General features: G+C 40.9%; 12 protein-coding genes. 7 read left to right on the top strand and 5 right to left on the bottom strand.

From position 1 onward, the window contains the following. The first annotated feature begins 9 nt into the window (after window positions 1-9). The 4 genes from FILTAD_RS03480 to rlmH all read left to right on the top strand — a co-directional run bounded on the left by FILTAD_RS03480 (window position 10) and on the right by rlmH (window position 3,060). Window positions 10-798, top strand: a complete 789-nt coding sequence (locus tag FILTAD_RS03480; RefSeq protein ID WP_124069117.1) for an MBL fold metallo-hydrolase — start codon at window positions 10-12, stop codon at window positions 796-798. 121 nt (window positions 799-919) lie between these two features. After that, window positions 920-2,170 carry a S1C family serine protease gene (locus tag FILTAD_RS03475; protein ID WP_124069116.1) on the top strand — a complete coding sequence of 417 codons (1,251 nt, stop codon included), beginning with the start codon at window positions 920-922 and terminating at the stop codon, window positions 2,168-2,170. 146 nt (window positions 2,171-2,316) lie between these two features. Beyond that, the gene (locus FILTAD_RS03470) at window positions 2,317-2,502 is read left to right on the top strand and encodes a CxxH/CxxC protein (protein WP_345788882.1); all 186 of its coding nucleotides are present in this window, start codon (window positions 2,317-2,319) and stop codon (window positions 2,500-2,502) included. Window positions 2,503-2,580: 78 nt separating this feature from the next. After that, window positions 2,581-3,060 (top strand): 23S rRNA (pseudouridine(1915)-N(3))-methyltransferase RlmH, encoded by a 480-nt coding sequence (rlmH, locus tag FILTAD_RS03465; protein WP_124069115.1) that lies wholly within the window; start codon window positions 2,581-2,583, stop codon window positions 3,058-3,060. A gap of 111 nt (window positions 3,061-3,171) precedes the next feature. On the opposite strand, the gene FILTAD_RS03460 is transcribed toward rlmH, so the two are convergent. Next, window positions 3,172-3,945, bottom strand: coding sequence for a YibE/F family protein (locus tag FILTAD_RS03460; RefSeq protein WP_124069114.1), 774 nt, complete (start codon window positions 3,943-3,945; stop codon window positions 3,172-3,174). Beyond that, the gene (locus FILTAD_RS03455) at window positions 3,942-5,081 is read right to left on the bottom strand and encodes a YibE/F family protein (protein ID WP_415579329.1); all 1,140 of its coding nucleotides are present in this window, start codon (window positions 5,079-5,081) and stop codon (window positions 3,942-3,944) included. Before FILTAD_RS03455 ends, FILTAD_RS03460 begins: the two co-directional genes overlap by 4 nt. 526 nt (window positions 5,082-5,607) lie before the next feature. Between FILTAD_RS03455 and FILTAD_RS03450 the strand changes: the two genes are divergently transcribed. From FILTAD_RS03450 to FILTAD_RS03440, 3 genes are all read left to right on the top strand, one after another. After that, entirely contained in the window at window positions 5,608-7,116 is a 1,509-nt protein-coding gene (locus FILTAD_RS03450) for a malate:quinone oxidoreductase (protein WP_282432567.1), read from the top strand. A 110-nt stretch (window positions 7,117-7,226) separates the two neighbouring features. After that, window positions 7,227-7,706, top strand: coding sequence for a methylated-DNA--[protein]-cysteine S-methyltransferase (locus FILTAD_RS03445; RefSeq protein ID WP_124069112.1), 480 nt, complete (start codon window positions 7,227-7,229; stop codon window positions 7,704-7,706). A 70-nt stretch (window positions 7,707-7,776) separates the two neighbouring features. Next, entirely contained in the window at window positions 7,777-8,295 is a 519-nt protein-coding gene (locus FILTAD_RS03440) for a YehS family protein (protein WP_124069111.1), read from the top strand. A gap of 88 nt (window positions 8,296-8,383) precedes the next feature. Here the strand turns inward: FILTAD_RS03440 and pgeF are convergent, their stop codons facing one another. The 3 genes from pgeF to FILTAD_RS03425 form a co-directional block, all read right to left on the bottom strand. Further along, window positions 8,384-9,148, bottom strand: a complete 765-nt coding sequence (pgeF, locus tag FILTAD_RS03435; RefSeq protein ID WP_124069158.1) for a peptidoglycan editing factor PgeF — start codon at window positions 9,146-9,148, stop codon at window positions 8,384-8,386. A gap of 191 nt (window positions 9,149-9,339) precedes the next feature. Beyond that, entirely contained in the window at window positions 9,340-10,686 is a 1,347-nt protein-coding gene (locus FILTAD_RS03430) for a GntP family permease (RefSeq protein WP_124069110.1), read from the bottom strand. Between the two features lie 2 nt (window positions 10,687-10,688). Then, the gene (locus FILTAD_RS03425) at window positions 10,689-11,831 is read right to left on the bottom strand and encodes a glycerate kinase (RefSeq protein ID WP_124069109.1); all 1,143 of its coding nucleotides are present in this window, start codon (window positions 11,829-11,831) and stop codon (window positions 10,689-10,691) included. Window positions 11,832-12,124 lie beyond the last annotated feature (293 nt).

Below are 12,124 nucleotides of genomic sequence, written 5' to 3'. Positions count from 1 at the left end.
ATTTTTGTTATGCGTTTAAGTGTGCTTGCAAGTGGAAGTACGGGTAATGCAATTTATATAGAAAATGATGAACATACTTTTCTGGTCGATGCAGGTTTCAGCGCGAAAAAGCTAGAAGGCCTTATGAACGGCATTGACCGTTCATTGAAGCAAGTCGATGGGATTTTCGTCACACATGAGCATAGTGACCACATAAAAGGAATTGGTGTTGTTGCACGAAAATACGGCATCCCAATCTATGCGAACGAGAAAACGTGGCAAGCGATGGATGGTCATGTAGGTACTATTCCATTGGAGCAGCGTTTCCAATTTGACATGGAGACGGTAAAGTCATTTGGTTCACTTGACGTCCAGTCATTCGCTGTTTCGCATGATGCAGTAGATCCGATGTTTTATATATTCCATGAAAACGGTAGGAAAGCGGTTGTCATTACTGATACAGGGTATGTAAGTGATCGGATGAAAGGCTTCATCCGCGGTGCCGACGCTTTTGTTTTTGAAAGCAATCACGATGTTAGCATGCTTCAAATGGGTCGCTATCCATGGTCCATTAAGCGACGGATTCTAAGTGATGTAGGTCATGTGTCAAATGAAGATGCTGCTGTCGCAATTAGTGAAGTTGTAGAACAAAAAGAAACGAGGATTTATCTATCCCATTTAAGTAAAGATAATAATATGAAAGACCTTGCAAGGATGAGTGTTTCGCAGACGCTAGAAACATGCGGTATCAGAACGGGTGAATTTATACATCTTTATGATACGGATGCAGAAAAGCCCACGGAACTCATTACAGTATAAAAAAGTACGTTAAAACCTTGCCTACAAGTGAGGTTTTTCTTTTTACCTTGTAAAAGATTTTGAAACCGTTGAAATAGGGTAATGTTAATAAAAGAACAAGCTCCAAGAAAGGATGAAGCAGATGGATGAATTCAACCAGTTTCCTAATAATAAAGATGAACAACCAAAAGTGACTGAACAGGAGCGACTTATTCCTACCGAACCGGAACGCAAACCATCTAAGAAACCAGGTGGTTTTTGGATGGGTCTTTTGGGTGTTATAGTTGGTGCATTGCTTGCCTGGCTTGTGTTATCGAATGTCAATGTAACGGGTAATGGCCAAATCAGTGGCGCAAAGAAAGATGCCGGTATAACAAAGACAGAGCGGATTTCTGCGGATATCAATACAGATGTGACAGGAATCGTCGAAAAAGTGGCAGACACAGTCGTAGGGGTTACGAATTTGCAAACTGCGGATGAATTCTGGGCATCGGCGGAAGCACCGCAAGCAGCTGGTTCCGGATCAGGCGTCATCTTTAAGAAACAAGGCAAAAAAGCATATGTCATTACAAATCATCATGTTGTCGAGGGCGCACAGGAACTCGAAATTACATTTGACGACGGTACGAAGTCTGAGGGAAAACTTGTTGGCAGTGATATGTGGACAGACCTCGCTGTCATCGAAATAAACGCTGAAAATGTAAAAGCGGTTGCGGAGTTCGGTGACTCGGATGCCTTAAAGCGTGGCGAGACGGTCATCGCAATAGGTAATCCGCTTGGCCTGGGTTTTTCAGGGTCCGTTACAGTAGGTGTTGTATCAGGCAAAGACCGTTCAGTACCCATTGACTTTAACCAAGACGGTCGGATGGATTGGCAGGCCGATGTGCTGCAAACAGACGCAGCCATCAACCCTGGAAACTCAGGCGGTGCGCTTATGAATTTGGCGGGCCAGCTAATCGGCATTAATTCGATGAAAATATCCGAAGAGGCGGTCGAAGGAATCGGTCTGGCAATTCCCATCAACCTTGCAATCCCAATAATTGAAGACCTTGAAAGTATGGGCGAAGTTAAACGTCCAACAATGGGTGTATCACTCATTGACCTTCGAAGTATACCCGCACATCAACAACAGGAAATGTTAGGTCTACCGACAGATGTGACGGACGGCGTTGTTGTAACGGATGTAATGCCGGCTTCACCTGCACTACAGGCAGGCGTCAAGAAATATGATGTGATTGTCGAAATGGATGATGAAAAGATTGAAGATATGGTCACGTTGCGTAAACACCTGTATAATGCGAAAGATGTAGGTGACACGATGCGTATGAAAGTGTATCGAAAAGGAAAAGTTCTTGAAATTGAAATGGTATTGAAAGACGGAAATTCATTCTGACAAGTAGAGTCTTATAATAAAATGAAAAAATCTTATCCACAGCAGGTAGAATAGCGAAACCGTAGCTATTCTACCTGCTTTTCATTTTATTTTCACGCTTTGTGGATAAGTCTAAATATTTGTGAACAACTTTGTATAAAACAAAAATGACGAAAGAAGGAATAAAAATGAAGATATACAGCTGCGAAACCCATATAAATCATGCACTTGATGTTTTTGTCGCGGAGCAAGAAAAGTTCCCAATCTTAGAATCCTTATCAGAAGGAGAAAAGTTATCCACAAACTGTACATACTGCGATTGCATTGCATTATATATTGTGGCAAACGAATAAACAGGCACAATATATAGTGATGTCTGTGGATATGTGTATAAGTTCTGTGTATAACAATTTAAAAAGGGTGGACAACTTGTGAATATTTCAATTGTGAGTGTAGGTAAACTTAAAGAAAAGTATTTGAAAATGGGGATGGACGAATTTACAAAGAGGTTGGGTACTTATGCAAAAATCAACTTGCTGGAGGTTGCAGACGAAAAAGCGCCAGAATCGTTGAGTGAGGCAGACATGGAAATCGTGAAGAAAAAAGAAGGGGAGCGCATCCTTTCCAAAATCAGTACAGATGCATATGTGATTGCGTTGGCAATTGACGGAAAGATGAAAACCTCGGAACAACTGGCTGCCGATTTGCAATCGTTAATGACATACGGGCGTAGTAAAATCGTTTTCGTAATCGGCGGATCACTCGGATTGCATGACAGCGTGTTGAAAAGAGCAGATGAGCTATTGTCGTTTTCAAAAATGACATTCCCACACCAGATGATGAAACTGATACTGTTGGAGCAAGTGTATCGGGCGTTTAGGATAATGAAGGGTGAACCATACCATAAGTAAATGAGTTTTGAACTCGTAAAACTTATTTTGAGTGCCAGGCAACGCTGAATTCAGCACACACTGAGTTCCGAATACCTGGCATCCATTATCGCTGCAAATTGTCTCTAGCCTTTAAAGTTCCTCTGACCTTTCTTTCGTCTTGATTAAATAATAGGCATTGATCCAGGTTGCAATAGGAATCACCAAAGCAATGCCGATACCGGCACAGAGGATCAAGAGCATCTCGGAGCTGAATACTTTGGAATTGACGATTTCTCCAATGGAGTAGGATAGGTCTTTAAACCATAGAAGTAATGCCAAGTAACCTCCAAAGAATGCGAAAAACAGTGTATTCGTATCTGATCCTAAAATATCTCTTCCAACACTTAAACCGGATGCTACTAGCTCCTTTTTGCTTATGAGTGGATTATGCTTAAAGATTTCATGCATGGAAGAGGCGATGGAAATAGCTACGTCCATAATGGCACCGATTGTACTGATAATAATGACGGAAGCCCCAATCTTCATGAAGTCTACCCCGATATAAAGAGATAACCCGGCGATTGCCTCTGTTTCTTCCTCTCCAAACCCCTGAATCATCAGCTTTTCGGATATGAAGACAATGAAAAAAAGTAAAAATCCAATAACGATCATCGTGGAAATGAATGCAATGACCGTCTTACTGTTTACTTTATTGATGAAAAATAGTCCTATGCAACCGACCAGTGTACTTGCAATGAAAGTTATCACAATCGGGTTAACAGCCGGATCCATCATAAAAAACAGCATGAAAAATAGGACGCCAAAGTTCAAGAATAAGGAAATAAAGGAACGCACCCCTTTTTTTCCACCAATTAGTGTCATGGATATAAATAAAACAGTTGCGAGTACCACTATTACGTTCATAATCCTGCCTGCTTTCGTTTAATAAAAAATAGGGTAGTATGGAGGGCAATTGGAATCGTCAGTACAATTCCAATTCCACCAGCTAAAGCGCGTGCTACTTCCAAGGAAAGGTTCATTGAAAAAGCAAATCCTAATGGAGAAGCATTTTTCAAATATAAAATAAGCATGGGAATCGAACCGCTAATATAAGCAAAAAACAAAATACTGGTGATAGTCCCCATAATATCTTTTCCAATGTCCATCCCGGAAGCTCTCAGTGCCTTGTGAGATATATGGGGGTTCCTTTCATATAAGGCAAAGAGTGAAGAGGAAATGGTGATGGCAACATCCATAATAGCGCCTAACGATCCGATAAATAGCCCCGCCATGAAGACGGAGTGATAAGGACGGGTCAAAAATTGCATTTCTTCGTACCGTAGGCCATTCCCCGAAGTCACCCATATGACAAAATAGGCAACGGCTAGCGAAGTGAAAGTTCCAATCAGTGTTGCCACGATAGCGGCATATGTTTTTTTGTTAAAGCCGCTCACAAGCAATAAAGAAATGGCTGTAAACAAAAGAATACATACGCTTGTAATCAACAGCAAACTGGAAGGGAAATGGTTCACGTATAAATCCAATGCAAAGGACAACAATAGGACATTGATCGCAAAACTTAGTATCGAAAAGAGCCCTTTTTTCCTTCCGATGATTAGTAAGGCAAATATAAAGGTCCACGCTATGAATAAAACATATTTATCGCGTTTTACTTCAATGATAATCCCGGTTAAATTGGTAGTGTTGGTTGTGATTGGATTAATGGAAACAAATAATTCATTTCCTATCCGGTATTCTTGATCGTAAGCACCGGAGGAGGAGTATTTGTTCGTAATGTGAATGCGCTGTCCTTTTTCAGGTCCATTTTGCATGATGGCGACAATGCGTTGCGTAAAGAGATGATCCTCATTGTTATGCATATCAGCCATCTTCGTTGTATCTTCCAATGTCGTCTGAATAACTTTGGCAATGGGACGATCGTAAAATGAATAATTGTAACTTACAAATAAAATAGAGGTGATACAGCAAGCAGTCAAGATGGAATAAAACAGAACAACATGAGTAGTACATTTTCTAACTTTTTTCACTATACCGTTCAAGATAAAACCTCCAACTGGCAGAAGAGTAAAAGCTTATGATTCCAGGACTTTTCCGATCCGAATACCTTTAACGTAACATCAATGGCACTTCTTGTCCTTTTAGAGTTAGGATAGAATTGATGTACTTTATGAATAAGGTTCCCCCAATTGGCCCTTTTCAATAACGAACTATTAAATAGGTGAATAAAAGTCCCACCCGGATACACTAAGGGAACCGTACCATAAACAAAGGTAAAGGTTGGATGACGATGATTCGCTGGTAATCAAAGCAAAAGTCCGAACCCTTGCAAGGAATTGGGTTAAAACTATGATTTTCGTATGTTCCAAGACCTAGTGAACGAACATTCACTTTTTACTAGCTTTTAAATCCCATCTACTTATCGTATAATAGTATATAGTTCACTTAAAAAATAATTGTAATACACTATGATATAATTGATACAGATAAGGTGTGTGACTATGTCGTGCCATTCCTTGGCGTGACGCCTATGTAGGAACGCCCACATTCTTTCTGCAAATTTTAAGTATAAGGATGGTAAAAATGAGCAATGGAGAAAATAAAACAGACGTCATATTAATCGGCGCCGGAATTATGAGTGCGACCTTAGGGACGTTTCTAAAAGAATTGGTACCGGAATGGAAAGTTACAGTGTTTGAGAAACTTGATAGTGCAGGAGAGGAAAGCTCCAATGAATGGAATAATGCAGGAACAGGACATTCAGCATTGTGTGAGCTTAACTACACGAACGAAAAGCCAGACGGATCTATAGATATTGGCAAGGCCATCAAAGTCAATGAACAGTTTCAGCTTTCCCTACAATTTTGGTCTTATCTTGTAAAAAGCGGGCTAATACATAACCCACAGGACTTTATCATGCAATTACCACACATGAGTTTAGTTGAAGGGGAACAAAATATAACGTTTTTAAAGAAACGTTTTGAAGCGCTTTCAACTAATCCTTTATTCCAAGGGATGCAAATTTCCGATGATCCAGAAAAACTGATGGAATGGATTCCACTCATTATGGAAGGTCGTACATCTAAAGAACCTGTTGCGGCAACAAAAATTGACTATGGAACTGATGTCAATTTTGGTGCTTTAACGCGCATGTTGTTTGAACACCTAGAAAGTAAAAACGTCGAGATGAATTACAAACATAGTGTTAAGGATATTAAACGTACCGATAACGGCTTATGGGAAGTAAAAGTGCATAATAATGCCAGTGGTCGAATCGAATACCATACAGCAAAATTTGTATTTATCGGTGGAGGCGGAGGTAGCCTTCATCTACTGCAAAAAACCGGTATTCCTGAAGGAAAACATATCGGAGGATTCCCGGTAAGCGGAGTATTTTTGGTGTGTAATAATCCGGATGTCATAGCGCAGCATCATGCCAAAGTATATGGCAAGGCAAAAGTCGGGGCACCACCAATGTCCGTCCCACATCTTGACACAAGATTTATCGACAATAAAAAATCATTGCTATTTGGACCGTTTGCCGGCTTCTCACCAAAGTTTTTAAAAACCGGTTCAATGTTAGACTTGGTTACGTCCGTAAAACCGAATAATGTCTTGACGATGTTAGCGGCAGGCGCGAAAGAGATGTCATTGACAAAATACCTGGTCGAGCAGGTTATGTTGTCTAAAGAAAAACGTGTTGAAGAACTACGAGAGTTTATCCCGAACGCTAAAAGCGAGGATTGGGATTCAGTAGTCGCTGGTCAACGTGTACAAGTTATCAAAGATACTGAAGCTGGCGGCAAAGGTACACTTCAATTTGGAACGGAAGTGATTACCGCCACTGACGGCTCGATTGCTGCATTGCTCGGTGCTTCACCAGGTGCTTCCACTGCCGTTCATGTCATGATTGAAATTCTAAATAAATGCTTCCCACAACATATGAAAGAATGGGAACCGAAGTTGAAAGAAATGGTTCCTTCTTATGGTTTGCCATTAATGGAAAATCCGGAGCTCATAACTGAAATTCATGCTTCAGCAGCAGAAACGCTTGGCTTAAATGAATTCGGTGAATAATATACAGGACCTTTGATCTCTGGATTGAAGGTTCTTTTTTTTAAAACATGCCATAATGAATTGGAGAGGTTGTAAAACGAGTGCAACCTTTAACCTGTGGAGGTCATTGTATGAGCAAACTACATAAACTCGATTATGTCACACCGATTGGAATCCTGGAAATAGCGGGAACGGAGGATGCTATCTGTTCTATTTTATTTACTGAACGGGATAGTACAGTAAACGGTATGCAAGACGATACGCCAAAGGTTTTGGAGCTATGCCTTCGTCAACTTGATGCCTATTTTAAAGGGGAACTCCATGAATTTACATTCCCTTATATAGTTGAAGGCACAGACTTTCAAAAAACAGTATGGAATGCTTTAAAAAGTATACCCTATGCTAAAACGGGTTCTTATAAAGATATCGCGGTCGCAATCGATAATGAAAAAGCTATCAGAGCAGTCGGAAGCGCTAATGGCAAAAATAAAATAAGCATTGTGATTCCCTGTCATCGAATTATCGGTTCAAATGGAAAGTTGACTGGTTACGCAGGCGGTCTGTGGAGAAAGGAATGGCTGCTTGAGCATGAAAGAACGTATAGAAAATAAATGCAATAGATAGGGTAAAAGCTTATACTGATGAGTACTACGTAAATAGAACTTCTTTTGGAGGGATAACATGAATAATAATGATAGGTTGAGTAGATTAAGATACGCATTGGACATAAAAGATGTAGAGGTGGTCGAGATTTTCAAACTGGGCGGCATTGAGCTAGCAAAAGAAGAATTGCAAAAGATGCTACAAAAGTCAAAAGGCAATCATGAGGCAGGAGCAGAGGAGTTTCAAGCCAATGAATATATGAAAAACTGCGACAACCGCATGTTTGAGTCCTTTTTAAATGGTTTTATCGTACATAAGAGAGGGCCGCAAGATTCAAAAACAGAAGAGCCGAAAAAACAGGAATTAATGATAAAGGATAGCAGAAGCGTTAACAATGTCATGCTCAAAAAATTGAAGATTGCACTTTCACTTACAAGCGATGACATGCTAGCTATCTTAAAAGAAACGGACGTGAATATATCAAATAGTGAGTTGAGCGCAGTTCTTCGAAAAGAAGGTCAACGTAATTATAAAGAATGCCTTGATAGATACGCGAGAAACTTCTTAAAAGGATTGGCGATAAGGTATCGGGAATAATTAGGCACTTTGGTGCTCGTCCCTTATGTGGGCATGGAGGTTGGAATTTTTGAATAGATTCAAACCAACAGTACGACAAGCACCAAAGTCAATCGCCTTTTTTCATGATGAAACTCAAATGCCTGCCGCTTTGCTTGTCTTGACGATAAGAGAAACCATCCGGGCTCAAATACGTGCAAGTCCGATCAATCGTAATTTGCTCAGCCGGGATACCTGCCAACTCACATTGCTTTTTAACGACTTTCTGATTATCAATGTGATACTTATGGGTTTGGTCGTTGTAATAAATGAACTCATCCGCATAGCCGAGGTCTTTTAACTTCTCATGGACATCACCATCCACCTCGAACTTTTCTTGGCTCAGCGCCATGCCAATCTGAACATGTAGATCACTTGGATTACAGTGTTCAACCTGTTTTAAATGCTGAAAGAGTTTCAAGGTGATTTCTTTGACGGTTCCTTGCCATCCGGAATGGATTACGCCAACGAGGCCATTCACTTCATTGTAAAAAAGAACTGGAACACAATCGGCGGTGAAGCTGCATAGTACCAGATTTGGCTCATACGTATATAAAGCGTCTGTATCTGCAATGGCTGTATCCGTATGACTTGCACCGCGACCTTTATCAGCAAGGGTTACCCGATGGAAATTCGAGCTATGTGTTTGATCGGCACAAACGAAATCATCCAGCTCGCGATTCAAGGAAGCCGCCAACTTCTTGCGGTTTTCCAGTACATGTGCTGAATTTAAACAGGCATGAAGGGCCATATTGTTGTGCTCATGTTCGGTTTCGTCCTTAAGGGTTGTCCCCGCAATGAGTTTTTCATTGTTTACATTACTAGTTAGTTTCATATTCATCACCTACGTTTACTATACCATGTGTACATTCGTGTAGTAATCACTAAGTTACGATAACTAGAACTTTGGAGTTAGTTTGAGATACAGGTACCGTAATCGATCCGAGCATCGAAAGGTTCGACAAAACAAGTAAAAAAGTATTCTACTTACGTATGGTGTAAGTAGAATACTTTTCGATTCAATAATCAAACGAGAATGATCCATAACAACATTGTTACCACAATCGTTGTCACTCCCATTAACAGTGTCGCCATTGTTTGGGCCCTATACGCATCTGTCACTTTCATACCGCTAAATTCTGTGATGACCCAGAAAAAGCTGTCGTTTACATGACTAACCGTCATCGCACCTGCTCCGATCGCCATGACAACAAGCGCTAATGGAATCGCCCCTTCAATACCCATTACAGGTAAAAGTGGCGCTACTAATGTAGACGCAATGACAAGTGCAGCTGTAGATGAGCCTTGAGCCGTTTTCAATGCGGCCGCAATGACAAATGGCACAAGTAAGAATAATGCACCACCCGCCAACGCATCAAAATTCATCTTAGCAATTAAATCCGCAACACCGGAATTTGAAATTACCTTTCCAAATGCACCACCAGCACCCGTTATAAGAAGAATCGGTGCAGCCTCTTTAACTCCTTCTCCTATCCAACCAGTCAATGTTTCTTCATTCATTTTAGGTAACAATAGGAAGGAAGCCATTACACCCAATAATAAGGCCACAGTTGGTTTCCCTAAAAAGCTCAAAAGAGTATAAAAACCGGTATCATCTCCAACGAAATCTGCAATTGATCCAAGCCCAATTAAAACAATCGGCAAGACAATCGGAAAAAATGCTTTAAACGTAGATGGCATTTTACCAAATGACTTTATAATCTCTTCATAATTAAGACCGTCATCCGTTAAATCTTCTGGTACCTCTATTTTCGATCCAACCTTCACCGCCCAAATATAACCGACAACGACTGCTGGAATTGCGACAATTAATCCGATTAAGATAATCGTACCCAGGAATCCTTCGGCGCCAATATTCCCCGCCGCCGCAATTGGACCTGGTGTTGGTGGTACTAATGTATGCGTTGCGTACAGACCGGTTGCGAGTGCAACTGCCATCGATGCAATGGTAACTTTGGCCCGTTTAGCCAATGCTTTTTTCAAGCTTGTTAATATAATGAAACCTGAATCACAAAACACGGGGATAGAAACAATATAACCAATTATAGACATAGCTAATTGTGGTCTTTTTTCACCGATTACACGAAGCACGACTTCCGCCATCCGGAAGGCCGCACCCGACTTCTCTAAAATAACCCCGATAATTGTACCCGCAACGATTACCAAACCGATGCCCTTCATTAAGCCGCCGAATCCGTCATTCACACTCTCAACAACCGATAGTAATGGCATTCCTGAAGCGATACCAACAAAGAAAGCCCCTGCCAGCAGGGACAAGAATGGGTGAACCTTAAATACCGCAGTCAGTAAAACAATTAGTAGTACCCCTATAGCTATAACAGCAAATAACATCTCTACACCCCGATTCTATTTTTTATATAATCTTCAAAAACAACTTTTGTTTTCTTTTGTAAAAGGTGAAATGCATGTTCAATTGCTTCCTCTGATGAAACAGAATCATCCGTAAGGGCATGTATTTCATCGAACATTGACATTAACGATTCACGACATTCTTCATCTACCGCACCAGAAATCAGAATGATGGGGATACTTTCTCTATGCGCAACCTTTGCTACCCCAAAAGGTGTTTTCCCAGATAGTGTTTGAACATCCGTTTTTCCTTCGCCTGTCAAGATCAAGTTCGCAGATTTGACATGAGCATCAAATGATATAGCGTTCAAGACAACGTCGATTCCTTGACTCATTGTACAACCGAAAAATGCCTGAAATGCACCGCCTGCACCACCCGCTGCACCAGCTCCTTTTTTGGAATGAAGGGAGATTCCCGTCAACTTTTCAACTATATCTGCAAATTGAGTCAGGCTTCTATCAAGCAACTTTACCATTTCAGAAGATGCACCTTTTTGCGGGCCAAAAACAGCAGATGCCCCAGTTGAACCGACAAAAGGGTTTTTTACATCACACGCGAGAATGAATTCACTACTCGCTATGCGCTTGTCGAAATTCGAATTGTCGATTCTCTGAAGGTTGAAAAGACCCTCACCGCCGATGGGTAACTCCATTCCAGCAATATCTAGAAATCGCATGCCCAACGCTTGTAGCATTCCGGCCCCACCATCATTTGTTGCACTCCCCCCCAGTCCAATAATAAACTTGCGATATCTGTCATTAAGCGCATGCTTGATGACTTCACCAGTTCCAAATGAGGATGCTTCCATCGGATTTCTTTCAGACGCGGTTAACAGCATCAACCCAGATGCTTCTGCAAATTCGATGATACAAGTTTCACCATCGCCTAGAACGCCGTATCCCGCTTTGATAGGGCGGCCAAGTGGATCCTGTACATCGACATAAACAATTTTCCCGTTTGTTGCGTCAACCAAGCTTTTCATTGTTCCTTCACCGCCGTCAGCTACAGGCAACAGGACTGTATGTATGAAGGAATCGAATTCATGAATTCCCGTAGCCATCGCTTTGGCTGCTTCAAGAGCTGTTAAACTCCCTTTAAAGGAGTCTGGTGCTAAAATGACTTTCAATGTCGACCCCCCTTTATTTAAAGTACTTACAAGAATAGTAGGTTAATAATTGTGGTAATACAATATACTTAATGTATGGCTTTCTATGAAATTTATGTCCCAGTTTTGTACATGTAGGTGCAATACTAATAGCGAAGCAACTTGCAGATGAAATTGTGAAGCAAAAAATACTTCGCTTAAATTACAATTTAAAAGTTAATGAAGACTTTACGGGGACTATCAGTAGTCTGAATGGTAGGCATCCCCCATCCAAAACAAAAAAGAGCTAAAACCAATAAGGTTTATAGCTCTTT

It is taken from the genome of Filibacter tadaridae (assembly GCF_900609045.1).
GTDB classification, from domain to species: Bacteria; Bacillota; Bacilli; order Bacillales_A; family Planococcaceae; genus Sporosarcina; species Sporosarcina tadaridae.
This window is presented reverse-complemented; position numbering and strand designations above follow the sequence as displayed.

What these genes read in the sequence shown, in the direction of transcription:
- FILTAD_RS03480 (WP_124069117.1), top strand. Translation starts at nt 10, where the DNA reads ATGCGTTTAAGTGTGCTTGCAAGTGGAAGTACGGGTAATGCAATTTAT.
- FILTAD_RS03475 (WP_124069116.1), top strand. Translation starts at nt 920, where the DNA reads ATGGATGAATTCAACCAGTTTCCTAATAATAAAGATGAACAACCAAAA.
- FILTAD_RS03470 (WP_345788882.1), top strand. Translation starts at nt 2,317, where the DNA reads ATGACGAAAGAAGGAATAAAAATGAAGATATACAGCTGCGAAACCCAT.
- FILTAD_RS03460 (WP_124069114.1), bottom strand. Translation starts at nt 3,945, where the DNA reads ATGAACGTAATAGTGGTACTCGCAACTGTTTTATTTATATCCATGACA.
- FILTAD_RS03445 (WP_124069112.1), top strand. Translation starts at nt 7,227, where the DNA reads ATGAGCAAACTACATAAACTCGATTATGTCACACCGATTGGAATCCTG.
- FILTAD_RS03440 (WP_124069111.1), top strand. Translation starts at nt 7,777, where the DNA reads ATGAATAATAATGATAGGTTGAGTAGATTAAGATACGCATTGGACATA.
- pgeF (WP_124069158.1), bottom strand. Translation starts at nt 9,148, where the DNA reads ATGAAACTAACTAGTAATGTAAACAATGAAAAACTCATTGCGGGGACA.
- FILTAD_RS03430 (WP_124069110.1), bottom strand. Translation starts at nt 10,686, where the DNA reads ATGTTATTTGCTGTTATAGCTATAGGGGTACTACTAATTGTTTTACTG.